Below are 24,334 nucleotides of genomic sequence, written 5' to 3'. Positions count from 1 at the left end.
TAAAAATAAGTATAAAAGCGAGTGTAAAAGCAGGCGCAAAAGCGTCAGGCAACGATGTTGATCAGCTTGCCCGGCACCACGATCACTTTCTTCGGCGCGCCGGTCAGGAATTTCTGCACGCTCTCGTTGGCCAGCGCCAGTGCTTCGATGGCGGCCTTGTCGGCGTTCTTGGCGACGGTGATGCTGCCGCGCAGCTTGCCGTTGACCTGAATCATCATTTCGATCTCGCTTTGCTCCAGCGCGGCGGCGTCGACTTGCGGCCACTCGGCGTCGAGGATGTCGCCCTGCGACTTGGCAAAGCCCAGTTCCTGCCACAGCGCGTGGGTGATGTGCGGCGTGATCGGATTGAGGATGCGCAGGAAGATCGAGGTGCATTCGGCCAGCACGGCGTTGGCGGCCGGGCTGTCTTCCAGCTTGGCGGCTTCGAGCGTGTTGAGCATCTTCATGCAGGCCGACACCACGGTGTTGTACTGAATGCGTTTCAAGTCGTGATCGGCCTGTTGCAGCACCTTGTGCACTTCGCGGCGCAGCGTCTTTAATGCGTCGGTCAGTTGTGCAGCATCCACAGCCGCCGCGCCTTCGATGCGCGCAGCGTTGTTGTAAGCGAATGCCCACACGCGGCGCAGGAAACGGTTGGCGCCTTCGACGCCGGTGCCCGACCATTCCAGCGTCTGCTCCGGCGGCGAAGCGAACATGGTGAACAGGCGCGCGGTGTCGGCGCCGTACTGGTCGATCTGCGCTTGGGGGTCGATACCGTTGTTCTTGGACTTCGACATCTTCTCGGTGCCGCCGATGATGACAGGCTGGCCGTCTTCCCTGAGGATGGCGGAGACCGGACGACCCTTGTCGTCATGCGTCAGTTCAACGTCGGCGGGGTTGATCCAGGTCTTCTTGCCGGCGTCGTCTTCGCGATAGTAAGTTTCGTTGAGCACCATGCCTTGCGTGAGCAGGTTGGTGAACGGCTCGTCGAACTTGACCAGGCCGAAGTCGCGCATGACCTTGGTCCAGAAGCGCGCGTACAGCAAGTGCAGGACGGCGTGTTCGATGCCGCCGATGTACTGGTCCATCGGCATCCAGTAATCGTTGCGGGAGTCGACCATCGCATCATTGCTCTGTGGCGACGTATAACGCATGTAGTACCACGACGAGTCGACGAAGGTATCCATCGTGTCGGTTTCGCGGCGCGCCGGTTTGCCACATTGCGGGCAGTCGACGTGCAGGAATTTTTCATGCTTGTTGAGCGGGTTGCCGCTGCCGTCCGGCACGCAGTCTTCCGGCAGCACGACCGGCAGGTCTTTTTCCGGCACGGGCACGTCGCCGCAATCGCCGCAATGGATGATAGGGATCGGCGTGCCCCAGTAACGCTGGCGCGAGATGCCCCAGTCGCGCAGGCGGAAGGTGATTTTCTTTTCGCCCAGGCCCTTGGCGGCCAGGTCGGCGGCAACGGCATCGACTGCAGCCTGATAGCCGAGACCGTCGTATTTGCCGGAGGCTACGGTCTTGCCGCTTTCCTTGTCGGCGTACCATTCTTCCCACGCGTCGGTGGAGTAAGTCTTGCCTTCGACGGCGACGACTTGCCTGATCGCCAGATTGTATTTTTTGGCGAAGGCGAAATCGCGCTCGTCATGCGCCGGCACGCCCATCACGGCGCCGTCGCCGTAGGTGATCAGCACGTAGTTGCCGACCCACACTTCGACTTGCGCGCCGGTCAGCGGATGCGTGACGAACAGGCCGGTCGGCATGCCTTTCTTTTCCATCGTCGCCATGTCGGCTTCGATGACGCTGCCTTTTTTGCATTCGGCGATGAAGTCTTGCAGCGCAGGATTGTTCTTCGCGGCGACAGTCGCCAGCGCGTGTTCCGGCGCCACGGCGCAGAAGGTCACGCCCATGACGGTGTCGGCGCGCGTGGTGAAGACCCACAGCTTGCCGTCGTTGATCAGTTGACCGTCTTCTTCGATGTCGTGCGGGAAGGCGAAACGCACGCCGGTCGACTTGCCGATCCAGTTGGCCTGCATCAGGCGCACGCGCTCGGGCCAGCCCGGCAGCTTGGTTTCGACGTGTTCCAGCAGTTCGTCGGCGTAGTCGGTGATCTTGGCGTAGTACATCGGGATTTCACGCTTCTCGATGACCGCGCCCGAGCGCCAGCCCTTGCCGTCGATGACCTGTTCGTTGGCCAGCACGGTCTGGTCGATCGGATCCCAGTTCACGGTGCCGGTCTTCTTGTAGATGATGCCTTTCTCGAGCATCTTCAGGAACATCCACTGGTTCCACTTGTAGTATTCAGGCGAGCAGGCCGTCATTTCGCGCGACCAGTCGATCGCCAGGCCCATGGACGCCATCTGTTTCTTCATGTACTCGATGTTCGAGTAAGTCCATTGCGCCGGCGGCACGCCGTTGGCCATCGCCGCGTTTTCCGCCGGCATGCCGAACGCGTCCCAGCCCATCGGCATGAGCACGTTGTAGCCGCTCATGCGCAGGTAGCGGTACATCACGTCGTTGATCGTGTAATTGCGCACGTGGCCCATGTGCAGCTTGCCCGACGGGTAGGGCAGCATCGAACAGGCGTAGAACTTCTTCTTGTCGCGGCCGTTCTTGTCTTTCGCGTGTTCGACGGTTTTGTAGGCGTCGGTCGCGATCCAGTGCTGCTGCGCGGATTGTTCTACTTCTGCGGGGCTGTATTTATCTTGCATGACGGGTTGAGGCAAAGGAAAGATCGAAACCCGACATTATACTGGCTGGTTCCTTTGTCGACGCAGTTTAGCGTTGATGTCAGTTTGGCTATAAAAATGACCGGCTGGACAGATTTTGAATTTCCGCAATGAAACATCGTGAGGCGTAGTCAAACATGTTCATCGTCATGGCTCCGTAACATTGTACTGATAGGATGTAATCGTTTTCATCATGATCGCCATCCGACATCGTGCCGCCATCCATCAAACAAGTTGCCCAGCAAGCCGGCGTTTCCACCGCGACGGTGTCGCGCCTGCTCAACAAACCGGAATCGGTGAGTTCGGACACGGCTGACAAGATCAATCAGGCCATCGCCGACCTCGGCTTTCGTCCCAACTTCAACGGCCGCAACCTGCGCGCCGGACGCTCGCGCACCGTCGGGGTGGTGGTGCCGACGCTGTCCAACACGGTGTTTGCGCAGTGTTTGCAGGGCATTGAACTGGCGGCGCGCGCGCTGGATTACTCGGTGATGTTCACCGCCACCGAATACCGCCAGGAAGACGAGGCCGCGGCGGTCGACCTGCTGCTGAGCCATCGCGTCGACGGCGTGATCCTGACGGTCGCCGACGCCAGCGCCAGCAGCACGCTGGACGTGCTCGACAGCGAAGGTATTCCTTATGTATTGACTTACAACCAGCCGCAGCAGGCCTCGCGCCTGTCGGTTTCGGTCGACAACCGTGCCGCGGCGCACGATGCGGTGGCGCATCTGATCGCGCTGGGACATACGCGCATCCAGATGCTGACCGGCTATTTCCACGCGTCCGACCGCGCGATCCAGCGCTACCACGGCTATCTCGACGCCATGCGCGAACACGGCCTGGCACCGATGACGCCGATCGAAGTTCCGCGCCACACCGGCCTCGGCGTCGACTACCTGCAGTCCTTCGCCGATCGGCAGCAGCGGCCGAGCGCCTTGTTTTGCTCCAACGATCTGCTGGCGTTTTCCGCCATGCGCGACTTGCGCACGCTGGGGTTGCGCGTGCCGCAGGATATGTCGGTGATGGGTTTCGACGGCATTCCGCTGGGCGAGATGATGTCGCCCGTCCTGGCCAGCGCGGTGCAGCCGTCGGAACAGATCGGCGAGGTTGCCTTGCGCACGCTGGTGGCGGCGATCGAACAGTCTGGTGTCGGTGACGCCGGCCAGCCTGCCTCAAGCATTCTCGCGCACGCGATTCGCCACGGCGGATCAGTGCAAGTGTTCACTCCCTGATTTTTAATTTTGTTTCGTCAGTTTTACTTCACCTGTTTTTTAACGCAGCACCACAAACAGCAACAGAAAGGAATCACTATGCGTTTATCCAGAATCCTCCAGGCGCTGGCAGCCAGTGCGGCGCTCGCGGCCTCGTTCGGCGTCGCGGCGCAAAACGTCATCTGCTACAACTGCCCGCCGGAATGGGCTGACTGGGCCACCCAGATCAAGACCATCAAGGAAAAGACCGGCATCACCGTGCCGCCCGACAACAAGAACAGCGGCCAGGCGCTGGCCCAGATCATGGCCGAGAAGGCCAGCCCGGTTGCCGACTTCACCTACGTCGGCGTGACCTTCGGCATCGAAGCCAAAAAGAACGACATCATCACTCCGTACAAGCCGGCCGGCTGGAACGACGTGCCTGCCGGTCTGAAGGATCCGGAAGGTTACTGGACCACGATCCATTCGGGCACCATGGGCCTGATGGTCAACGTCGATGCATTGAAGGGCAAGCCGGTGCCGCGCTCGTGGGCGGACCTGCTCAAGCCTGAATACAAGGGGCTGATCGGCTACCTCGACCCGGCCAGCGCCTTCGTCGGCTATGTCGGCGCGGTGGCGGTGAACCAGGCTTTGGGCGGCACGCTGGACAACTTCACGCCCGGCATCAACTTCTTCAAGTCGCTGCAAAAAAATCAACCGATCGTGCCGAAGCAGACTTCCTATGCGCGCCTGATTTCGGGTGAAATCCCTATCCTGTTCGGCTACGACTTCGACGCTTACCGCGCCAAGTACAAGGACAAGGCCAACGTCGCGTTCGTGATTCCGGCTGAAGGCAGCGTCACCGTGCCCTACGTTGTCAGCCTCGTGAAGAACGGTCCGAACCAGGCCAATGCCAAGAAGGTGCTGGACTTCCTGCTGTCCAACGAAGGCCAGGCAATCTGGGCCAACGCCTATCTGCGGCCGGTGCGCGCCTCGGCCATTTCGAAAGAAGCCGAAGCACGCTTCCTGCCTGCCGCCGACTACGCCCGCGCCAAATCGGTCGACTACGGCAAGATGGCTGAAGTGCAGCGTCAGTTCAGCGAACGTTACCTGGCCGAAGTGAAGTAATTATGTCGGTGCATGTGACTAACAAGTCCAACCGCAAACGCCCGGGCAGCAAAGTCTGGCTGTTTGCGGTGCCGGGCATGACGCTGTTCGCGGCGTTCTGGCTGTTGCCGATGCTGCGCCTGGTCGGCGTCGGCGCCAGCGGTCCGACCGGTGCGATGGCCTATCTGGCCGTCGTGACCAATCGCCACTATCTGTGGAGCCTGGTGTCGACGCTGGTGTTGTCGGGCGTCGTCACCGTGGCGACGCTGGCGATTTCGTCTTTCGTCGGCCTGTTCCTGCAGCGCAATCGCTTTCCCGGCAAGTCGCTGCTGCTGGCGATGCTGACGTTTCCGCTGGCGTTCCCGGGCGTGGTGGTCGGCTTCATGGTCATCATGCTGGCCGGACGGCAGGGGCTGATCGGCGCGCTGACCGACAAGCTGTTCGGCGAATCGCTGGTGTTTGCTTATTCGCTTGCGGGTTTGTTCGTGGGTTATCTGTATTTTTCGATTCCGCGCGTGATCCTGACGGTGATCGCCGCGGCGGAAAAACTCGATCCTTCCCTGGAAGAGGCCGCCCGTTCGCTCGGCGCCGGTCCGGCGCGCGTCTTCCTCGATGTCATGGTGCCGGCGCTGACGCCAGCGTTGATTTCGTCGGGTGCAATTTGTTTCGCCACCAGCGTCGGCGCCTTCGGCACTGCCTTCACGCTGGCCACCAACATTGATGTCTTGCCGATGGCGATCTATAACGAATTCACCAGCTACGCCAATTTTGCGATGTCGGCGGCGCTGTCCATCGTGCTCGGCGTGATCACCTGGGTCGCCCTGGCGCTGGCGCGTTCCCTGTCCGGCAGCACCGTGCCGGCAACGGCGTAGGGAGACAGACTGTGAAGCAATCCTTTCGTTTTTATCTGCAACTGGCGTTCACCTTGCTGGTGTGCGCCTTCCTGATCGTGCCGGTGGTGCTGTCGATGCTGGCCGGCGTGACGGAAAATTTCTTCGTCGGCTTGTCCAGCGGCTTCACCCTGCGCTGGGTGCTGCAGGTGTGGGACACCTACCAGATGACCATCTGGCGCTCCATCGTCATCGCCCTGGCCTGCCTTGCAGTGACGCTGGTCGCCGGCGTGCCGCTGGCTTACATGCTGGCGCGCTACAAGGGCGGCAACAGCCGTCTGGCACGCGTGTTCGAAGAACTGCTGATGATGCCCGTCGCCGTCCCCGGCCTGGCGACGGCGCTGGCGCTGATCATGGCTTACGGCCAGTACCGAGCGTTTCGCGGCAGCTTGCTGTTCATCCTGGTGGGACATGTCTTGTTCACGCTGCCGTTCATGGTGCGGCCGGTGCTGGCGGTGATGCAGTCGTCGCAACTGGCCGTCCTGGAAGAAGCCGCCGCCAGCCTTGGCGCCAACATGTCGCAGCGCTTCTTCGGCGTGGTGATCCCCAACGTGATGTCCGGCATCCTGGCCGGCGCGCTGATGGTGGTGACCTTGTCCATCGGCGAGTTCAACATCACCTGGATGCTGCACACGCCGCTGACCATGACCTTGCCGGTGGGCCTGGCCGACAGCTACGCCTCGATGCGCCTGGAAGTCGGTTCGGCTTACACCCTGATTTTTCTTTTCATGATTGTTCCGCTGCTGATCGCCATGCAATGGGTGACGCAGACTACACGGGCACGAGTACGCTTATGAGTAAATCTTTGAGTTCCCCATCCTCTTCGTCCCTACCGCTGAAGCCGCTCAAGCCACTGTCGATTCGGCTGGTCAAGTGCGCCAAAACTTTCGGCAACGGCGCATCTGCGCTGGAACCGATCGACCTGGAAATCCATCCCGGCGAGACGCTGGTCCTGCTTGGACCTTCCGGCTGCGGCAAGACGACCACCTTGCGCCTGATCGCCGGACTGGAGTTTCCCGACGCCGGCGGCCGCGTGATGTTCGGCAACGACGACGTCACCGACCTGCCGATCGAAAAGCGCGGCGTCGGCATGGTGTTCCAGAACTACGCCTTGTTTCCCAACATGACCGTCGGCGAAAACATTGCCTACGGTCTCAAGATCCGCAAGATGGCGCCCGCCGCACGACTGGCGAAGATCGAGGCGCTGCTGGACATGGTGCACCTGCAAGGCTTGAGCCATCGCCGCATCGACCAATTGTCGGGCGGCCAGAAACAGCGTGTCGCCCTGGCGCGCGCGCTGGCGGTGGAGCCGAAAGTCTTGCTGCTGGACGAGCCGCTGACGGCGCTCGACGCCAAGCTGCGCGAAACCCTGCGCGCCGATCTCAATCAGTTGTTGCGCAAGCTCGGCATCACGGCGATCTACGTGACGCACGACCAGGGCGAAGCCATGGCGCTGGGCGACCGCGTGGTGGTGATGGAGCGCGGCAAGATCGCCCAGATCGGCAGTCCGCAAGATATCTACTATCGCCCGGTCAATGCCTTTGTCGCCGACTTCATCGGTACGATGAATCGTGTGACGGGCGTGGGACGGGCAGGGCAGCTGTCATTCCCGGCCGGAGCCGTGCCGATGGCGGCGGTGAAGGACAATCAGACCATGACGGCGATGTTTCGTCCCGAAGACGTCGACATCGTGCCGCTGGAAACCGTCGGTGCGGAAATCTTCGGCGATGTCGTGTCGACCTTCTTCATGGGCGACCGCACGCGCTTGCTGGTGGACATCGGCGACGAATTACCGGTCATCGTGGAAACGCGTCGCCGCGGCGTCTGGCATGCCGGCGAGCGTATCGGCATGCGCGTGCCTGAGCATGCGGTCATGCAGCTGCCCGGCAAGCCATGGGAAGGAGAGGAGCGTCCATGATCCTCTGTCAAATTTCCGATCTGCACATCAAGGCGGCGGGCAAGAAATCCTACAAGGTGGTCGACACGGCTGAGAGCCTGCGTCGCTGCATCGCACAGGTGAACAGGCTAAGGCAGCGTCCCGACGCGGTGGTGTTCACCGGCGATCTGGTCGATTTCGGCATGGCGGAAGAATACGAGATGCTGCGCGCGTTGCTGGCGCCGCTGAGCGTGCCTTACTACCTCTTGCCCGGCAATCACGACGAGCGCCAGGCGTTGCGCGCGGCATTTCCGGAGCATGTCTATCTTCAACAAGGTGGTGATCGCATTGAATACGTCATCGACGATCATCCATTGCGCATCGTCGCGTTGGACACGGTGATTCCGCGCGCCAGCGGCGGCGAGCTGGCGCCTGCCAGCATGGTCTGGCTCGATCGCGTCCTCAGCGAACAGCCGCAGCGACCGACGGTGATCGTGATGCACCATCCGCCGTTCAAGACCGGCATCGGTCACATGGACGATATCGGGCTGGCGAATCCGCAGTTGCTGGAGCAGGTGGTGCGGCGCCATCCTCAGGTCGAACGCATCTTGTGCGGCCATTTGCATCGGCCGATTTACACGCGCTTCGGCGGCACGATTGCCTCAACCTGCCCGGGCGTGTCGCATCAGGTGGTGCTGGATCTGGATCCGCAGGCGGCGTCGCAGTTCGTCATGGAGCCGCCGGGATTTCAATTGCATTTGTGGAATGAGCAGGCCGGACTGATCAGTCATACGGCTTACGTCGGCGAGTTCGACGGGCCTTATCCGTTCTATGACGGCGACAATCTGATCGACTGAGCCGTCAGTCATCTGCTGTGAAGACTACAGCAAGGCCAGTCTGAGCGTTGCCGTTTCTTCGTAGTCTTCGCAGCGTTCGTTGATCATGGCGACGCAGAATTGCAATTCTTCCACGATGTCCGGCGCGGCGGCGCGCAGCTTGTTGCTGTGCTGGACTTCGATCGTCAGCACTTCATTTTCTTTCAGCACGAACTTGCTCATGCCGTCGTCGTCGCGCAGGTAGCTGAGGCAATCGACCCAGGCGTTCATGTTGCGGCCGTAGAAATCGGGAAAGCCGAATACCTTTTCGCATTCGGTATGGAAGCTGTCCCAATCGGTGATGAGTTCGCCGTTCAGGCGGGCGGTCGGCATGATTATTTTTTCTCCGCACCGGCAGGCGCATCGGGTTTGGGATCGGTGACAAAACCGAGTTTGTTGAGGCCGTTGCTTTGCGCCGCCGACATCACATCCGCAATCACTTCATAACGCGTCGCTTTGTCGGCGCGCAGCTGCACTTCAGGCTGCGGCTGTTTGGCGGCGGCAGCGCTCATGCGCTTGGTCAGATCGGCCAGCGTGACGGGCTGGTCTTGCCAGTACAGTTTGCCGGCGGCGTCGATGGCGACGCTGACGGTCTGCGGCTTTTCCGGCGCGGGTGCGGATTTGGCGGTTGGCAGGTCGAGTTGCAGGGAGTGGGTAAACAGCGGCGCCGAGATGATGAAAATCACCAGCAGCACCAGCATTACGTCGACCATCGGCGTGACGTTGATCTCGGCCATCGGGCCGGCGTGTTGATTGTCGTTGAAACCGCCGAAGCTCATGATTGCCTCTCGCCGACGCGCTCGCCGGTCGTCAGGTAAGCGTGCAGGTCGTGCGCGAAGCCGTCGAGTTCGGCCAGCGTCAGGCGGTTGATGCGGGTGAAGGCGTTGTAGGCCAGTACGGCGGGAATCGCCACCACCAGGCCGAGCGCCGTCATGATCAGCGCCTCGCCGACCGGACCGGCGACCTTGTCGATTTGCACGGTGCCGCTGGCCGATACCGCCGCCAGTGCGTGATAGATGCCCCAGACCGTGCCGAACAGGCCGACGAAGGGCGCCGTCGAGCCGACCGACGCCAGCAGCGTCAGGCCGCGTTCGAGGCGCGCCGAGACGCGGTTGATTTCGCGGCGCAGGGTACGCGTGATCAGTTCGCCGGGATCGGTGGCGGCGTTCAGCGACGGCGCGCCTTGCTGTTTGGACGAGATGCTGGCGGCTTCGGAGGAGCGTTGCGCCAGCGGCGTGTAAATTTCTTCGGAGTCGACGGTGCGCATGACGGCGATGGCGTCGGTCAGCGTCGGCGCACGCCAGAAACCGTCCAGCGCATTGCTGCTGCGGCGGATGCGCCAGGAACTCCAGGTTTTGGAAAGAATGTAATACCAGCTGGCGATGGACATCAGCAGCAAGGCGTATGCGACGGCATGTGAAACGGCGTCGCCCTGTGCCCAGTAATGGGCGAATCCAACGGTTTGTTCCATGGTGTGTTCTCTGGGTTAAATGCAATGGAAGAGCAGAGGAATGGCAATCCGTTGGAGCGGTCATCCGTGAAAAGATTCGCAGCAGATTCGTATCAGATTCGTATCAGATTCGCTGCAGATACAAGCCGGCGCGCGATACAAACAAGCGCGCCGGATCGGATGACTTACTTCAGTCCCAGCACGTCCTGCATGTCGTACAAGCCGGTCGACTTGTCTGCCAGGAAGCGCGCGGCGCGCAGGCTGCCGTGGGCGTAGGTGACGCGGCTGGACGATTTGTGGGTGATTTCGATGCGCTCGCCGATGCCGGCAAACAATACGGTATGGTCGCCGACGATGTCGCCGCCGCGGATGGCGGAGAAGCCGATCGACGACGGATCGCGTTCGCCGGTGATGCCTTCGCGGGCGTAGACGGCAACGTCGTCGAGCTTGACGCCGATGGCGTCGGCGATGACTTCGCCCATCTTCAGTGCGGTGCCGGACGGCGCATCGACCTTGTGGCGATGGTGCGCTTCGATGATTTCAATATCGTAGCCGTGGGTGAAACTCTTGGCGGCCATTTCCAGCAGCTTGAGCGTGACGTTGACGCCGATGCTCATGTTGGGCGATTGCATGATGGCGGTCTTTTGCGCGGCGACGGCAATGGCGTCCCTGGCTTCCTGCTCCAGGCCGGTGGTGCCGATGATCATCTTGATGCCGTGCGCGGCGCAGTATTCGGCGTGCTTCAGCGTGCCTTCCGGACGCGTGAAGTCGATCAGGAAATCGGCATTGGCAAGGCCTTTGGCCAGGTCGGATTCGATGGCGACGCCGGCAGGCTTGCCGAGGAAAGCTGCCGCATCGGTACCGAGGCTCGGCGAGCCCGGCACGTCCAGTGCGCCGGCCAATACCATGTCGTCGGCATTTTGGATCGCTTCGATCAGCATGCGGCCCATACGGCCGGACGCGCCGGCTACGGCGATTTTCAGTGCGCTCATATTGCTACTTTTACTTGTTCGTGATGGTCGGGGCGATCGGCGTGTCGGACAGTTCAGGCATCGCGCCTTTCTTGGAACCGGCGATCAGGGACAGGTATTCCTGCTCGGTCGGCAGGTCGTTGCCGCCTTCGTAGCGATCCAGCAGGTTTTCCTTGAAAAACACCGAAACGCGACTGGTCAACACTTCGCCGTTGCCCTTGGCCAGGCGGAATTCATAATCCCAGCGATCCGAGTGGAACACGTCGGTCAGCAGCGGCGTGCCGAGCACGAAACGAACCTGATCGCGCGTCATGCCTGGCTTGAGCTGGGCGACCATTTCCTTGGACACGAAATTGCCTTGCTGGATATCGATGCGGTAAGGTTTCAGGAAGCCGAACAGGCTGGCGTTCTTGACCACTTGCAAGCCGCTTGCATTATTGGCTGCCGCGCCTTCCGCCGGTTTTTTGGATGCACAGCCGGACAACAGGACGCCCAGCGCGATCAACGCGAGGGCGGTAATACGGTAGGAAGGCAACATTCGCATAAAGATTTCAATTGGTTGAGCAATTGTGCTAAAACGCTATATGATAAAGCAGATAACCCGATTTTTACTGAAACATGCCTAATAATCCATCCGAACTGAAAGCCAGCGGTCTCAAAGCCACCCTGCCGCGTCTGAAAATCCTGGAAATCTTCCAAAACACCGAGGTGCGTCACCTCAGTGCCGAAGACGTCTACAAAATCCTGCTGGCCGACAACCTCGACGTAGGACTGGCGACGGTCTATCGCGTGCTGACCCAGTTCGAGCAGGCGGGCCTGTTGCAGCGCAATCACTTCGAAACCGGCAAGGCCGTGTTCGAACTGAACGAAGGCTCGCACCATGACCATCTGGTCTGCCTGGATTGCGGCAAGGTCGAAGAATTCTTCGACGCCGAAATCGAAAAGCGCCAGGTCAAGATTGCCCAGGAGCACGGTTTCGAGATCGCCGACCATGCGCTGGCGCTGTACGGACATTGCCGGGATTGCCAGAAAACCAAGAAGTAAGTTCAGCGAGAGTTCAGATTTACTTGTAAAAAAGCCATCCGGCAGCAATGCCGGATGGCTTTTTTATTGTCTGTCCTGCACGCGTAAAGTTGGGTAAGGCGTTTGCAACATTCCCCTTGCTTGCCGCCTCAGGTGTTGCTCAATGCGCTCGACAGCAATTTGGCGGTGATGTCGACGATGGGAATCACGCGTTCATAAGCCATGCGCGTCGGACCGATCACGCCCAGCGTGCCGACGATCTTGCCGTTGACTTCGTACGGCGCGGTGACGATGCTCATGTCGTCCATCGGCACCAGTTGCGATTCGCCGCCGATGAAGATCTGCACGCCGGTGGCCTTACTCGATACGTCCAGCAATTGCATCAGGCTGGTCTTTTGTTCGAACATGTCGAACAGCTTGCGCAGCGAGGTCATGTTCGATGACAGGTCGGAGACGCTGAGCAGATTGCGTTCGCCGGAAATCACCACGTTGTCGGACTCGTCCGCCATGGCGTCGCTGCCGGCTTCGACCGCGGCCTGCATCAGGCTGGTCATGTCGTCGCGCAGCTGGCGCAGTTCGCTTTGCAGGCGCAGTCGCACTTCATCGAAGCCGAGGCCGCCGTAGTGTTGATTGATGTAATTGGCCGCCTGCACCAGTTGCGACGGCGTGTAGTCGACGTCGGTCAGCAGCAGGCGGTTTTGCACGTCGCCGCCGGGCCCGACGATGACCAGCAGGATGCGTTTTTCGGACAGGCGCAGGAACTCGATCTGCTTGAAGATCGACTCGCGCTTGGGCGTCATGACCACGCCGGCGAATTGCGACAGCGACGACAGCACCTGCGCTGCGTTGGAAATGATCTTTTGCGGCGAGTTGAGCTGCGAGCGCGATTGCAGTTTGGTTTCCAGCGTGGCCTCGTCGATGGCGTCGATCGACTCGATGGTCAGCAAGGTATCGACGAACACGCGATAGCCGCGCGGCGTAGGAATCCGCCCGGCGGAGGTGTGCGGGCTGGCGACGAAGCCCATGTCTTCCAGGTCGGCCATGACGTTGCGGATGGTCGCCGGCGACAGTTCGAGTCCGGAAATCTTGGAGAGCGCGCGCGAGCCGACCGGCTGGCCGTCGGCGATATACCGTTCGACCAGTGCCTTGAGCAGGGTTTGAGCGCGATTGTCTAGTTGCATGTCTTCATTCTAACGACCCGGCGGCAGGCCTGCCAGCGTCTTCTCATTTATATATCTCATTGATGGATGTCATGCCGCCAGCCAGATTGCCAGTTCGGCCAGGTCGGCGCAGACCGCATCGGGACGCACATGCTCGGGCAGCTCGCGTTTGAAGCGGTTCATCCAGACGGCGCGCAAGCCGGCTTGCTGGGCGCCCAGCACGTCCAGCGTGAGGTCGTCGCCGACGTAGACGGTGTGTTCCGGGGCCACGCCGAGCGCCGTGCAGGCCGCGTGGAAGATGGTCGGATCGGGTTTGGCCGTGCCGAATTGGTGCGCGGCAATGGAAATTTCGAAATGCTCCGCCAGCCCGATGCGGCCGAGGTCGGCAAAACCGTTCGATACCGTACCGAGCTTCACGCGCGGTTTCAGTTGCCGCAACCCCGGGACGACGTCATCGAACGGCGTGACTGCATTGCGGCCGGTGGTGAAGATTGCCATGGCCGGATCGGCCAGCGCCGGATCTTCGCCGTGCTCGGCCAAGACGGCGGTCAGCGCTGCATGGCGCAGCGCCCACAGGTTGATCTTGTATCGCGGGTCGCTTTTCGCCAGCAACTGGCGGCGCGCGCGCAGGCTTTCTATCGTCTCGCGTTCGGTCACGCCCGGCGCGTGCCGGCGTAGCCAGTCGTACAGCTGGCTTTCGGCGAGATGCAGTACCGGCTCGATGGCCCACAGGGTATCGTCGAGGTCGAACAGGACGGCCCGTATGTTTGTTTTGTTCATGAAAATCGATTCAGAATTGTCTAAATTATGCTTTAATCCGCAGCATGTGGCCCATCAAATTACCCGTGCAGGCGGCAACGCCCAAAACCATCGCGATCGTCGGCAAGTTTCATGCCGCCGGCATCGCTCAGTCCTTGTCCGATATCGCGGCGTTTCTGGAAGCGCACGGTCATACGATCGTGTTTGAAGCCGAGACCGCGCAAAACGTCGCGCTGGAAGGCTACGACGCCATGTCGCCGGAGCAGATCGGCCAGTTCGCCGATGCCGCCATCGTGGTCGGCGGCGACGGCACCATGCTCGGCATCGCGCGCCAGCTTGCACCCTTCAACGTGCCGCTGATCGGCATCAACCAGGGCCGGCTGGGTTTCATGACGGATATTTCCCTGGACCGCATGATACCGGTATTGGCCGACATGCTGGATGGGAAAGTGGATGCCGAGACGCGCTCGCTGCTGGAGGCTACGGTCTTTCGCGATGGCGAACAGATTTTCAACGCACTGGCGTTCAATGACGTGGTGGTGGCGCGCGGCGCCTCTTCCGGCATGGTCGAACTGACCGTCGAGGTCGATGGCCGCTTCATGTACAACCAGCGTTCCGACGGTTTGATCGTGGCCACGCCGACCGGCTCGACCGCCTACGCCTTGTCGGCCGGCGGCCCGATTCTGCATCCGAGCTTGCATGGCATCGTGCTGGTGCCGATTGCGCCGCATGCCTTGTCGAATCGTCCGATTGTGATTCCCGATTCTTGCGAGATATCGATCCGCGTCGTCAACGGCCGCGACATCAGCGCCAATTTCGACATGCAGTCGCTGACCAGCCTGACGCATGGCGATCTGATCGTCATCAAGCGCTCGGCGCACAAGATCACCTTCCTGCATCCGGAAGGCTGGAGCTACTACGACACCTTGCGGCAAAAATTGCACTGGAACGAATACCCCTCGGTAGAAGGCCGTTTACAATAACGACCAATCTCTGCGTCCGTGGCTCGTCCGCGCGGACGCGGCAAGCAATATTTCCAAAACATCAATTCTCAAAACCCCATGCTGCGTACCCTGTCGATTCGTGATTTCGTTATCGTCGATGCCATCGAACTTGAGTTCGCACCCGGATTTTCCGTCTTCACCGGCGAAACCGGCGCGGGCAAGTCGATCCTGATCGATGCGCTGGCGCTGGCCCTTGGCGGTCGCGGCGACGCCAGCGTGGTGCGCGAAGGTGCGGCCAAGGCGGATATCACGGCCGACTTCAGCGTGAGCGAAGATGTTGCCGCCTGGCTTGATGCGCATGAATTCGCCGACGAAGACGGCGCCGTGCTGCTGCGTCGCGTGATCGACAACGCCGGGCGTTCCAAGGCCTTCATCAACGGCATCGCGGCCACCGCGACGCAGTTGCGCGAACTGGGTGAACTGCTGGTCGATATTCACGGTCAGCATGCGCACCAGTCCTTGCTCAAGGCCGACGCCCAGCGTCAGTTGCTGGACAACCAGGCCGGCCTGCTCGACGAAGCGAAAGCCGTCGCCGCTGCCTATAAGACCTGGCGCGCTTTGGCAAAGCAGCGTGAAGAATATGAAGTGAACGCCAAGAGCGTCCTGCTCGAACGCGAGCGTCTCGAATGGCAAGTCGGCGAGCTGGAAAAGCTGGCCGTCAAGCCGGGAGAATGGGCTGACATCAGCAACGAACACAGTCGCCTGTCGCATGCCGCGAGTCTGATCGACGGCGCGCAGGAAGCGCTGAGCGCGATTTCCGAATCGGAGTCGCCGATCCTGTCGCAGCTCTCGTCGCTGACACAAAAACTCGGCAAGCTGACCGACGTCGACGCCGCCCTCAAGCCGGTCATGGATGCGCTGGAACCGGCGCAGATCCAACTGCAGGAAGCGGTCTACGCGCTCAACGATTATCTCGGCCGCGTGGAGCTGGACCCGGCGCGCCTGCAGCAAGTGGAAGGGCGTCTTGAAGCCATCCATTCGACTGCCCGCAAATTCCGCGTCACGCCCGACGAGCTGCCGCAGGAGCATGCCAAGCTGGCCGAAGAATTGAAGCAACTGGCGGATGCCAGCGACCTTGACGCCTTGCGCGCGCAGGAAGAAAAGCTCAAGGCGGCTTACACCGGCGCTGCACAGAAATTGTCCAAAGGCCGCGCCAAAGCAGCCAAAGCCCTGAGCGAAGCGGTGACAGCGGCGATGCAAGACCTGAGCATGTCAGGCGGACGTTTTTCGATCGCATTGGAAGCGTGCGAGCCGGCGGCCTACGGCCTGGAGCAGGTCGAGTTTCTGGTTGCCGGTCATGCCGGCGTGGCGCCGCGTCCGCTTGCGAAAGTGGCGTCCGGAGGCGAGCTGGCGCGCATTGCGCTGGCGATTTCCGTGATCGCATCGAGCTCGACGGCGACGCCGACCTTGATTTTCGACGAAGTCGACAGCGGCATCGGCGGCGGCGTGGCCGAAGTGGTCGGTCGTCTGCTCAAGCGCCTCGGGCAGGATAGGCAGGTGCTGTGCGTGACGCATTTGCCGCAGGTCGCCAGCCAGGGCAACCAGCATTTCCAGGTCAGCAAGCGCAACGACGGCGGCAAGACTGTGTCGCAGATCGAGCCGCTGGATGCCAAGTCGCGCGTGGAAGAAATCGCCCGCATGCTGGGCGGCCTGGAAATCACCGCGACCACGCGCAAACACGCGCGCGAATTGCTCGCGCTCTGACATTCCATTCTTCCAGCCATCGCCAGACTCGTCACGGATTTCCATGTCATTTCGCAAAGAGCCTTCTTATACGCACGGCACGCCGGCCGGCACCGCCATCGTGCTGGTCAATCTCGGTACGCCCGATGCGCCGACGACGCGCGCGGTGCGGCGCTATTTAAGACAATTCCTGTCGGACCCGCGCGTGGTGGAAATTCCGAAGGCGGTATGGTGGTTCATCCTGAACGGCATCATCCTGCCGTTTCGCTCCAGCAAATCGGCGGAAAAATATGCGTCGATCTGGTCCGCCGAAGGTTCTCCGCTCAAGGTCAATACCGAGCGCCAGGCGACGCTGCTGCGCGCGCGCATGCAGGAACGCGGCCATCGGGTGCAGGTGACGTACGCGATGCGTTACGGACAACCGGCCTTGCCCGACGTGCTGGACCGCCTCAAGGCGCAGGGCTGCGACCGCATCCTGATTCTGCCGGCGTATCCGCAATATTCCGGCACGACAACGGCATCGATTTTCGATGCCGTGTTCACCCATTTTTCCAAAGTGCGTAATGTTCCCGAGCTGCGCCTGATCAAGCATTATCACGATCACGACACTTATATCCAGGCACTCAAGGCGTCGGTGCTGGCGCATTGGGATGCCAACGGCCAGCCGGACAAGCTGGTGATGAGTTTTCACGGCGTGCCCAAGCGCACCTTGCTGCTCGGCGATCCCTACCATTGCGAATGTCACAAGACGGCACGCCTGTTGGCGTTGGCGCTGGGTTTGAGCGAGTCCGACTACGTGGTGACCTTCCAGTCGCGTTTCGGCAAGGCCGAGTGGTTGCAACCGTATACCGCGCCGACGCTGCAGGAACTGGCGCGTCAGGGCGTGCAGCGCGTGGACGTGATGTGTCCCGGTTTTACCAGCGATTGCCTGGAAACCCTGGAAGAAATTGCGATGGAAGCCAAGGCCGAGTTCCTGCATGCCGGCGGCAAGGAGTTTCGTTTCATCCCATGCCTGAACGGCGATGCGGCCTGGGTGCAGGGCATGATGGAAATTGCCGAGTTGCATATGGTGGGCTGGCCGACTATGGCCGGCGCCGCACTGCGTGAAGAAGAAAAGAAGCAGGCGGAAATTTCGGTCGCACAAGCTCGTCGCCTGGGCGCGACTCAATAGGCCAAATGGATGTAAGCGAGCGTCAGCCTGTTAAAATAATGGGCTGTACAGCTATTGCGTTGCGGAAATCTTTGTGTTGTTGTCAAGCAAGCTTGGCCTGGCGCATGGCTGGGGAAGCAGCTTCAATACAGTGCGACTAGTTGCGAATAGCTGATCCAGGCGGCTGCCAGCAAGGTGTAGGCAATGATGGTGGCGGAGATAAGCGGCAATTTCATGACGTCTCCTTGAAGGTTGGTGGATAAAAGAGGGACAAAGAAGGGCAAGGGATAGATAGCCACATGATAAATGTTGCATCGCGATTTGCTATTTCCAGTGTAGTAAATTCTGTAACAAGACGTTAGTGGCGGCTTAGAACGTTTGGTTGGATGCATATGACTTTTTTGCCTCAATTAAACATTCGGGGGTGCTCTCCGGACATTACGGGCGTAATAACCCTTGAAAATCAAGGGATAAAGCCTCATGTGCTTTGCCAGGCGCGAAGGGCGGTCAATCCGTTCAGGCGCTGAAAACCAAACATGCTTAAACACGCATTACCAGTTGGAGATTGTTAAATATGCAAGATACGGAAAAACAAGCGGAAAACGAACAGGTGCAGACGGCGCAAGCCGGCCAGGAGAATCAGGCCGAGGCTGTAACAACTGCAGCTGAGCCGACGGTGGAAGAGCAGCTCGTCGCCGCCGAGGCGAAGATTGCCGAGATGCAGGATGCTTTCCTGCGCGCCAAGGCCGAAGCCGAGAATATCCGTCGCCGTGCGCAAGACGATATCAGCCGCGCCCACAAGTTTGCGATCGAAGGTTTTGCCGAGTCGCTGCTGGCGGTCAAGGACAGCCTGGAAATGGCGTTGAAGATTGAGACACCGTCGGTGGAATCGCTCAAGGAAGGCGTCGACATGACATTGAAGCAACTGTCGTCGGCGTTCGAAAAGAACAAGCTGTTGGAAATTCATCCGCAAGCCGGCGAAAAGCTGGATCCGATGAAGCATCAGGCGATTTCCGCCGTGCCGGCAGAGCAGGAAGCCAATACCGTCGTGGCGGTGTTGCAAAAGGGTTATACGATTTCCGAACGCTTGCTGCGTCCGGCGTTGGTGACTGTGGCGCAAGGCAAGTAAGCCGCAAGTAAGCCGCAACTAAGCAACAAATAAGCAGCCTCGGCAGCAACGAAACGAAAAAAAGAGAACAAACGGCACAAAATTTGCTTTTAAGTGACGTTCCGCGCTTGAAAGCGACCGTTTTCTCCACATATTAAAACTATCAAAACTATTGTTGTTCCCTATTCGGGAACTTAAGGATCGAAGGAAAAATCATGGGCAAAATCATTGGTATTGACTTGGGTACAACCAACTCGTGCGTCTCCGTCATGGAAGGCGGTCAGCCGAAAGTCATCGAAAACTCCGAAGGCGCGCGTACCACGCCTTCCATCATCGCTTATCAGGAAGACGGCGAAATCCTCGTCGGCGCGCCTGCCAAACGCCAGGCCGTCACCAATCCGAAGAACACCATCTACGCCGCCAAGCGTCTGATCGGTCGCAAGTTCGACGAAAAGGAAGTGCAAAAAGATATTTCCCTGATGCCTTACCAGATCGTCAAAGCCGACAACGGCGACGCCTGGATCGGCGTGCGCGACAACAAGCTGGCGCCGCCGCAAATCTCCGCGGAAGTGCTGCGCAAGATGAAGAAAACAGCCGAAGACTATCTCGGCGAAGAAGTGACCGAAGCGGTCATCACCGTACCTGCCTACTTCAACGACTCGCAACGTCAGGCAACCAAGGACGCCGGCCGTATCGCCGGCCTGGAAGTCAAGCGCATCATCAACGAACCGACTGCGGCTGCGCTGGCGTTCGGCCTGGACAAGACCGAAAAGGGCGATCGCAAGATCGCGGTGTATGACCTGGGCGGCGGTACCTTCGACGTCTCCATCATTGAAATCGCCGACGTCGATGGCGAGAAGCAGTTCGAAGTGCTGTCCACCAACGGCGACACCTTCCTCGGCGGCGAAGACTTCGACCAACGCATCATCGATTACATCATCGACGAGTTCAAGAAAATCAACGGCCTCGACCTGTCGAAAGACGCGATCGCCCTGCAACGCATCAAGGCATCGGCCGAGCGCGCCAAGATCGAATTGTCGTCGTCGCAGCAAACCGAAATCAACGAACCGTACATCGCCATGGCCAACGGCGCGCCGGTCCACCTGAACCTGAAGATCACCCGCGCCAAGCTGGAATCGCTGGTGGAAGAACTGATCGCCAAGACGATCGAGCCATGCCGCACCGCGATCAAGGATGCCGGCGTCAAGGTCACCGACATCGACGACATCATTCTGGTCGGCGGCATGACCCGCATGCCGAAGGTGCAAGAGAAGGTCAAGGAATTCTTCGGCAAGGAACCGCGCAAGGACGTCAACCCTGACGAAGCAGTCGCCGTCGGCGCTGCCATTCAAGGTTCGGTCCTCTCGGGCGAACGCAAGGACTTGCTGCTGCTGGACGTCACGCCACTGTCGCTGGGTATCGAAACCATGGGCGGCGTGATGACCAAGATGATCAAGAAGAACACGACCATCCCGACCAAGTTCAGCCAGGTGTTCTCGACTGCCGACGACAACCAGCCTGCCGTGACGATCAAGGTCTATCAGGGTGAGCGCGAAATGGCCGCCGGCAACAAGGGTCTGGGCGAATTCAATCTGGAAGGCATTCCGCCATCGCCGCGCGGCACGCCGCAGATCGAAGTGACCTTCGACATCGACGCCAACGGTATCCTGCACGTCGGCGCCAAAGACAAGGCCACCGGCAAGGAAAACAAGATCACCATCAAGGCCAACTCCGGTCTGAGCGAAGATGAGATCGAAAAGATGGTGCGCGACGCCGAAGCCAACGCCGAAGAAGACAAGCGCCTGAAGGAATTGGCCGAAACCCGCAATCAGGGCGACGCGCTGGTCCACTCCACACGCAAGGCGCTGACTGAATACGGCGACAAGCTGGACGCAGGCGAGAAGGAAACCATCGAAGCCGCCGTCAAGGAACTGGAAGAAGTGTTGAAGGCGAACGACAAGGCCGCCATCGACGCCAAGACGGCAGCACTGTCCGTGGCAGCGCAAAAGCTGGGCGAAAAGATGTACGCCGACCAGCAGGCGCAGCAGGCAGCGGCCGGTGGTGCGGCCGGCGCTGCGGGTGCCGCAGGTGCAGGCGAATCGCGTCCGAAGGACGACGACGTGGTCGATGCCGACTTCAAGGAAGTGAAGTAATTTCGATTGCAGGCAGGGGAGTTCGCAGCTTTCTCCCCGCCGGCAAGCGAAGCAGTCATTCAGGAACACGTCGGCCGGCTTTGCCGGGCGGCACGCCGAGCAAGATGGTCGCGAGATCGTCTCTCGGCTTTTTCACATTGTTGGTTTCTTGTCGGTGCCCGCTGCCCGCAAGAGAAATCCAATAACAAGGTGTTATAAAACATGGCAAAACGCGACTTTTACGAAATTCTGGGGCTGGCGAAAAACGCCACCGACGACGAAATCAAGAAGGCTTATCGCAAACTGGCGATGAAATACCATCCTGACCGCAACCCCGACAGCAAGGGTGCGGAAGAGAAGTTCAAGGAGGTCAAGGAAGCCTACGAGATGTTGTCGGATCCGCAAAAGCGCGATGCCTACGATCGTTACGGTCATGCCGGCGTCGATCCCAACATGGGCGGCGGTGGCGGCGCGGGTGCAGGCGGTTTCGCTGACGCCTTCGGCGACATCTTCGGCGACATCTTCGGCGGTGGCGGCGGTCGCGGTCGCAGCTCCGGACCGCAGGTGTATCGCGGCGCCGACTTGCGCTACAACCTCGAAATCACGCTGGAACAAGCGGCCCACGGTTTCGACACCACCATTCGCGTACCGTCCTGGGACGAGTGCGATACCTGCCACGGTTCCGGCGCCAAGCCCGGCACCTCGCCGACCACTTGCGGCACTTGCGGCGGCCACGGCCAGGTGCGCATGCAGCAAGGTTTCTTCAGCATCCAGCAGACTTGCCCGAAGTGTCACGGCAGCGGCAAAGTCATTCCCGAGCCATGCCCGACCTGCGCCGGCGCCGGTCGTCTGAAGCGCAACAAGACGCTGGAAGTGAAGATCCCGGAAGGCATCGACGACGGCATGCGCATCCGTTCGTCCGGCAACGGCGAACCCGGCATGAACGGCGGTCCTCCGGGCGACCTGTATGTGGAAATCCACATCAAGCAACACGAAGTGTTCCAGCGCGACGGCGACGACCTGCATTGCGAAATGCCGATTTCCTTCGCCAAGGCGGCATTGGGTGGCGACATCGAAGCGCCGACCCTGAGCGGCAAGGCGTCCTTCACGATTCCCGAAGGCACGCAATCGGGCAAGACCTTCCGCTTGCGCGGCAAGGGCATCAAGGGCGTGCGTTCCGGTTATGCCGGCGACCTGTTCTGCCACGTCGTGGTGGAAACGCCGGTCAAGCTGACCGAACGCCAGAAAGACCTGTTGCGCGAGTTTGAAAAATTGACCATCGAAGGCGGCGCCAAGCACAGCCCGCAGACCAAGACCTGGAAGGACAAGGTCAAGGAATTCTTCGAGTAAGTCGCTCTGAAGTTGGCGGCGCTTCGGCATGAGCCGGGCGGCCGCCGGTTTTTGCATGTATTTTTCTATACAATGCAGTCGCGGCGGTCAGTGTTGTATCCTGATTGCCGGGCATTTCCCGAAAGACATCGTTGCATGCGCCAAGGTTGCGCAGTCCAGCCGACTCGGCTGAGACAGGGTGCATGTGTACGGTCTTTCGTTCATTCACCACCATGCATGCCGTCACATCGCATCGCTTCATTCATGCGCTGTACGACGGAAAGCGTGACACTCGATCTTGCCGACTATGACCAAAACAAGCCAACAAGACCAGGTTCAGGAACTCCTACTCCAGGGCAATCGCCGCTGGGCATCCGACATCACGGCGCGCGACCCCGACTTCTTCCTGAAGCTCGGTTCGCAGCGCTCTCCGGAATACTTCTGGATCGGCTGCTCGGACAACCGCGTGCCCGCCAACGATCTGCTGGGTTTGTTGCCGGGCGAACTGTTCGTCCACCGCAACATCGCCAACGTGGTCGTGCACACCGACCTGAACTGCCTGTCGGTGCTGCAGTTTGCCGTCGACGTGCTGAAGGTCAAACACATCATCATCTGCGGCCACTACGGTTGCGCTGGCGTGCAGGCTGCATTGACCAAGCGTCGCGTGGGCCTGGCCGACAACTGGCTGCAACACGTGCAAGACGTGCATGAGAAGCACGTCGGCTGTTTCCACGACCACATGTCCGAAGGCGACCAGCATGATCGCCTGTGCGAACTGAACGTGCTGGAACAAGTCGCCAACATCTGCCGCACCACCATCGTCACCGACGCCTGGGAACGCGGTCAGGAGCTCAGTATTCATGCGCTGGTGTACGGCGTGCACGATGGCTTGCTGGAAGCCTTGTCGCCGACCATCAGCAATGCCGACGAATGCGGCCGTCACCTGGCGCAAAGCCTGGAGCGCTATCGCGACATCAGTGATAATTGATGCTCGGAAGAGTGTTCGACGACAAATGAAAAAAGCCTGCAACGCAGGCTTTTTTCTTGTCCGCTTCGAGATGAGGTGGCAGGTATGGCGCCGTCATTCAGAAGCAATGTTCGGCCGCAGGGAAACGCTGATCGCGCACCGCCGCCACATACGCGCGCACGGCGTCTTCCACGCTGGGCGCACCTTCCATGAAGTTCTTCACGAATTTCGCTTTGTGTCCCGGAAACACGCCCAGCATGTCATGCATCACCAGCACCTGGCCGGAGCAGCCGGCGCCGGCGCCGATGCCGATGGTGGGGATGCGCAATTGTGCCGTCACTTCCGCGCCCAGCGTTGCCGGAATCGCTTCGAGCACCATCAGCGATGCGCCCGCCGCCTGCACGGCCTTGGCGTCGGCATGCAGCAGCTCGGCCCCTTCCAGCGTTTTTCCTTGTACCTTGTAGCCACCCATCTGATGCACCGACTGTGGCGTCAAGCCGAGATGCGCGCAGACCGGGATGCCGCGCTCAGTCAGCAAGCGAATCGTATCGGCAAGCCAGGCACCGCCTTCCAGCTTGACCATCTGTGCGCCGGCCTGCATCAGTTTGACTGCATTGTCGAACGCCGCCACCGGCGTGGCGTAAGTGCCGAACGGCATGTCCGCCACGATCAGCATGGTCTGGTTGCCGCGTGCCACGCTGGCGGTGTGATAGGCGATGTCGACGATGGTCACCGGCAGCGTCGACTGATGGCCCTGGCATACCATGCCCAGCGAATCGCCGATGAGGACGGTGTCGACGCCGCTGCGATCCATGAGTGCAGCAAAGCTGGCGTCGTAACAGGTCAGCATGCTGATCTTTTCGTCCTTGTCGCGCATCGCCTGCAGCGTGTGGACGGTAACGGGTTTCTTGCGCGCCGCGGGTGCCGGTGCTTCTTGCAGATAGGCTGCCAA

At 60.3% G+C, this 24,334-nt stretch carries 23 protein-coding genes; 14 read left to right on the top strand and 9 right to left on the bottom strand.

Annotated features, from left to right (window positions below; genetic code table 11):
- Positions 1 to 44: 44 nt before the first annotated feature.
- Positions 45 to 2,690: a leucine--tRNA ligase gene (gene leuS / locus PMI16_RS15385; protein WP_007881097.1), complete on the bottom strand. Its 2,646-nt coding sequence runs from the start codon at positions 2,688 to 2,690 to the stop codon at positions 45 to 47.
- 230 nt (positions 2,691 to 2,920) lie between these two features.
- Here leuS and PMI16_RS15380 point away from each other — a divergent pair, with 230 nt between their 5' ends.
- From PMI16_RS15380 to PMI16_RS15355, 6 genes are all read left to right on the top strand, one after another.
- The gene (locus PMI16_RS15380; RefSeq protein WP_007881091.1) at positions 2,921 to 3,940 is read left to right on the top strand and encodes a LacI family DNA-binding transcriptional regulator; all 1,020 of its coding nucleotides are present in this window, start codon (positions 2,921 to 2,923) and stop codon (positions 3,938 to 3,940) included.
- 78 nt (positions 3,941 to 4,018) lie between these two features.
- Complete coding sequence (locus tag PMI16_RS15375; protein ID WP_007881090.1) at positions 4,019 to 5,026, top strand: ABC transporter substrate-binding protein; 1,008 nt, start codon at positions 4,019 to 4,021, stop codon at positions 5,024 to 5,026.
- 2 nt (positions 5,027 to 5,028) lie between these two features.
- Entirely contained in the window at positions 5,029 to 5,877 is an 849-nt protein-coding gene (locus tag PMI16_RS15370; protein ID WP_007881089.1) for an ABC transporter permease, read from the top strand.
- A gap of 11 nt (positions 5,878 to 5,888) precedes the next feature.
- Positions 5,889 to 6,692 carry an ABC transporter permease gene (locus tag PMI16_RS15365; protein WP_007881088.1) on the top strand — a complete coding sequence of 268 codons (804 nt, stop codon included), beginning with the start codon at positions 5,889 to 5,891 and terminating at the stop codon, positions 6,690 to 6,692.
- Positions 6,689 to 7,813, top strand: coding sequence for an ABC transporter ATP-binding protein (locus PMI16_RS15360; RefSeq protein WP_007881086.1), 1,125 nt, complete (start codon positions 6,689 to 6,691; stop codon positions 7,811 to 7,813). Before PMI16_RS15365 ends, PMI16_RS15360 begins: the two co-directional genes overlap by 4 nt.
- Positions 7,810 to 8,628 (top strand): phosphodiesterase, encoded by an 819-nt coding sequence (locus PMI16_RS15355; RefSeq protein ID WP_007881085.1) that lies wholly within the window; start codon positions 7,810 to 7,812, stop codon positions 8,626 to 8,628. The genes PMI16_RS15360 and PMI16_RS15355 overlap by 4 nt, the downstream gene beginning before the upstream one ends.
- A gap of 24 nt (positions 8,629 to 8,652) precedes the next feature.
- On the opposite strand, the gene PMI16_RS15350 is transcribed toward PMI16_RS15355, so the two are convergent.
- From PMI16_RS15350 to PMI16_RS15330, 5 genes are all read right to left on the bottom strand, one after another.
- Entirely contained in the window at positions 8,653 to 8,979 is a 327-nt protein-coding gene (locus tag PMI16_RS15350; RefSeq protein WP_007881084.1) for a barstar family protein, read from the bottom strand.
- 2 nt (positions 8,980 to 8,981) lie between these two features.
- Positions 8,982 to 9,425 carry an ExbD/TolR family protein gene (locus tag PMI16_RS15345; RefSeq protein ID WP_007881083.1) on the bottom strand — a complete coding sequence of 148 codons (444 nt, stop codon included), beginning with the start codon at positions 9,423 to 9,425 and terminating at the stop codon, positions 8,982 to 8,984.
- Positions 9,422 to 10,117, bottom strand: coding sequence for a MotA/TolQ/ExbB proton channel family protein (locus tag PMI16_RS15340; protein WP_007881082.1), 696 nt, complete (start codon positions 10,115 to 10,117; stop codon positions 9,422 to 9,424). The genes PMI16_RS15345 and PMI16_RS15340 overlap by 4 nt, the downstream gene beginning before the upstream one ends.
- 164 nt (positions 10,118 to 10,281) lie before the next feature.
- Positions 10,282 to 11,088 (bottom strand): 4-hydroxy-tetrahydrodipicolinate reductase, encoded by an 807-nt coding sequence (gene dapB, locus PMI16_RS15335; RefSeq protein WP_007881080.1) that lies wholly within the window; start codon positions 11,086 to 11,088, stop codon positions 10,282 to 10,284.
- Between the two features lie 10 nt (positions 11,089 to 11,098).
- A complete protein-coding gene (locus PMI16_RS15330) occupies positions 11,099 to 11,605 on the bottom strand; it encodes an outer membrane protein assembly factor BamE (RefSeq protein ID WP_007881068.1) in 507 nt (168 codons plus the stop codon).
- An 80-nt stretch (positions 11,606 to 11,685) separates the two neighbouring features.
- Here PMI16_RS15330 and fur point away from each other — a divergent pair, with 80 nt between their 5' ends.
- The gene (gene fur / locus PMI16_RS15325) at positions 11,686 to 12,111 is read left to right on the top strand and encodes a ferric iron uptake transcriptional regulator (RefSeq protein ID WP_007881067.1); all 426 of its coding nucleotides are present in this window, start codon (positions 11,686 to 11,688) and stop codon (positions 12,109 to 12,111) included.
- Positions 12,112 to 12,239: 128 nt separating this feature from the next.
- Here fur and hrcA read toward each other — a convergent pair whose 3' ends face one another.
- Together hrcA and PMI16_RS15315 are read right to left on the bottom strand one after the other, a co-directional pair.
- The gene (hrcA, locus tag PMI16_RS15320) at positions 12,240 to 13,271 is read right to left on the bottom strand and encodes a heat-inducible transcriptional repressor HrcA (RefSeq protein WP_007881066.1); all 1,032 of its coding nucleotides are present in this window, start codon (positions 13,269 to 13,271) and stop codon (positions 12,240 to 12,242) included.
- Positions 13,272 to 13,340: 69 nt separating this feature from the next.
- A complete protein-coding gene (locus PMI16_RS15315; RefSeq protein WP_007881065.1) occupies positions 13,341 to 14,030 on the bottom strand; it encodes an HAD family hydrolase in 690 nt (229 codons plus the stop codon).
- 44 nt (positions 14,031 to 14,074) lie between these two features.
- Between PMI16_RS15315 and PMI16_RS15310 the strand changes: the two genes are divergently transcribed.
- From PMI16_RS15310 to can, 7 genes are all read left to right on the top strand, one after another.
- The gene (locus PMI16_RS15310; protein WP_007881064.1) at positions 14,075 to 14,992 is read left to right on the top strand and encodes an NAD kinase; all 918 of its coding nucleotides are present in this window, start codon (positions 14,075 to 14,077) and stop codon (positions 14,990 to 14,992) included.
- Between the two features lie 78 nt (positions 14,993 to 15,070).
- Positions 15,071 to 16,717 (top strand): DNA repair protein RecN, encoded by a 1,647-nt coding sequence (gene recN, locus PMI16_RS15305; protein ID WP_007881063.1) that lies wholly within the window; start codon positions 15,071 to 15,073, stop codon positions 16,715 to 16,717.
- A 43-nt stretch (positions 16,718 to 16,760) separates the two neighbouring features.
- Entirely contained in the window at positions 16,761 to 17,867 is a 1,107-nt protein-coding gene (hemH, locus tag PMI16_RS15300) for a ferrochelatase (protein ID WP_007881062.1), read from the top strand.
- Positions 17,868 to 18,420: 553 nt separating this feature from the next.
- Positions 18,421 to 18,975: a nucleotide exchange factor GrpE gene (gene grpE / locus PMI16_RS15295; protein WP_007881060.1), complete on the top strand. Its 555-nt coding sequence runs from the start codon at positions 18,421 to 18,423 to the stop codon at positions 18,973 to 18,975.
- A 194-nt stretch (positions 18,976 to 19,169) separates the two neighbouring features.
- Positions 19,170 to 21,107 carry a molecular chaperone DnaK gene (dnaK, locus tag PMI16_RS15290; protein WP_007881059.1) on the top strand — a complete coding sequence of 646 codons (1,938 nt, stop codon included), beginning with the start codon at positions 19,170 to 19,172 and terminating at the stop codon, positions 21,105 to 21,107.
- A 201-nt stretch (positions 21,108 to 21,308) separates the two neighbouring features.
- Positions 21,309 to 22,436 carry a molecular chaperone DnaJ gene (dnaJ, locus tag PMI16_RS15285; RefSeq protein ID WP_007881058.1) on the top strand — a complete coding sequence of 376 codons (1,128 nt, stop codon included), beginning with the start codon at positions 21,309 to 21,311 and terminating at the stop codon, positions 22,434 to 22,436.
- Between the two features lie 286 nt (positions 22,437 to 22,722).
- Complete coding sequence (gene can, locus PMI16_RS15280) at positions 22,723 to 23,403, top strand: carbonate dehydratase (RefSeq protein WP_007881057.1); 681 nt, start codon at positions 22,723 to 22,725, stop codon at positions 23,401 to 23,403.
- Between the two features lie 97 nt (positions 23,404 to 23,500).
- On the opposite strand, the gene panB is transcribed toward can, so the two are convergent.
- On the bottom strand, positions 23,501 to 24,334 hold the full coding sequence (gene panB, locus PMI16_RS15275; RefSeq protein ID WP_007881056.1) for a 3-methyl-2-oxobutanoate hydroxymethyltransferase: 834 nt from the start codon (positions 24,332 to 24,334) through the stop codon (positions 23,501 to 23,503).

The organism is Herbaspirillum sp. CF444, assembly GCF_000282135.1.
Taxonomy (GTDB): domain Bacteria; phylum Pseudomonadota; class Gammaproteobacteria; order Burkholderiales; family Burkholderiaceae_D; genus Herbaspirillum.
The sequence above is the reverse complement of the archived record's forward strand: the minus strand, read 5'-3'. Positions and strand labels throughout refer to the sequence as shown.

Excerpts from the sequence above, each read along its gene's own strand:
- leuS (WP_007881097.1), bottom strand. The coding sequence starts at position 2,690 with ATGCAAGATAAATACAGCCCCGCAGAAGTAGAACAATCCGCGCAGCAG.
- PMI16_RS15375 (WP_007881090.1), top strand. The coding sequence starts at position 4,019 with ATGCGTTTATCCAGAATCCTCCAGGCGCTGGCAGCCAGTGCGGCGCTC.
- PMI16_RS15370 (WP_007881089.1), top strand. The coding sequence starts at position 5,029 with ATGTCGGTGCATGTGACTAACAAGTCCAACCGCAAACGCCCGGGCAGC.
- PMI16_RS15360 (WP_007881086.1), top strand. The coding sequence starts at position 6,689 with ATGAGTAAATCTTTGAGTTCCCCATCCTCTTCGTCCCTACCGCTGAAG.
- PMI16_RS15355 (WP_007881085.1), top strand. The coding sequence starts at position 7,810 with ATGATCCTCTGTCAAATTTCCGATCTGCACATCAAGGCGGCGGGCAAG.
- PMI16_RS15350 (WP_007881084.1), bottom strand. The coding sequence starts at position 8,979 with ATGCCGACCGCCCGCCTGAACGGCGAACTCATCACCGATTGGGACAGC.
- PMI16_RS15345 (WP_007881083.1), bottom strand. The coding sequence starts at position 9,425 with ATGAGCTTCGGCGGTTTCAACGACAATCAACACGCCGGCCCGATGGCC.
- PMI16_RS15340 (WP_007881082.1), bottom strand. The coding sequence starts at position 10,117 with ATGGAACAAACCGTTGGATTCGCCCATTACTGGGCACAGGGCGACGCC.
- dapB (WP_007881080.1), bottom strand. The coding sequence starts at position 11,088 with ATGAGCGCACTGAAAATCGCCGTAGCCGGCGCGTCCGGCCGTATGGGC.
- PMI16_RS15330 (WP_007881068.1), bottom strand. The coding sequence starts at position 11,605 with ATGTTGCCTTCCTACCGTATTACCGCCCTCGCGTTGATCGCGCTGGGC.
- fur (WP_007881067.1), top strand. The coding sequence starts at position 11,686 with ATGCCTAATAATCCATCCGAACTGAAAGCCAGCGGTCTCAAAGCCACC.
- hrcA (WP_007881066.1), bottom strand. The coding sequence starts at position 13,271 with ATGCAACTAGACAATCGCGCTCAAACCCTGCTCAAGGCACTGGTCGAA.
- PMI16_RS15315 (WP_007881065.1), bottom strand. The coding sequence starts at position 14,030 with ATGAACAAAACAAACATACGGGCCGTCCTGTTCGACCTCGACGATACC.
- PMI16_RS15310 (WP_007881064.1), top strand. The coding sequence starts at position 14,075 with ATGTGGCCCATCAAATTACCCGTGCAGGCGGCAACGCCCAAAACCATC.
- recN (WP_007881063.1), top strand. The coding sequence starts at position 15,071 with ATGCTGCGTACCCTGTCGATTCGTGATTTCGTTATCGTCGATGCCATC.
- hemH (WP_007881062.1), top strand. The coding sequence starts at position 16,761 with ATGTCATTTCGCAAAGAGCCTTCTTATACGCACGGCACGCCGGCCGGC.
- grpE (WP_007881060.1), top strand. The coding sequence starts at position 18,421 with ATGCAAGATACGGAAAAACAAGCGGAAAACGAACAGGTGCAGACGGCG.
- dnaK (WP_007881059.1), top strand. The coding sequence starts at position 19,170 with ATGGGCAAAATCATTGGTATTGACTTGGGTACAACCAACTCGTGCGTC.
- dnaJ (WP_007881058.1), top strand. The coding sequence starts at position 21,309 with ATGGCAAAACGCGACTTTTACGAAATTCTGGGGCTGGCGAAAAACGCC.
- can (WP_007881057.1), top strand. The coding sequence starts at position 22,723 with ATGACCAAAACAAGCCAACAAGACCAGGTTCAGGAACTCCTACTCCAG.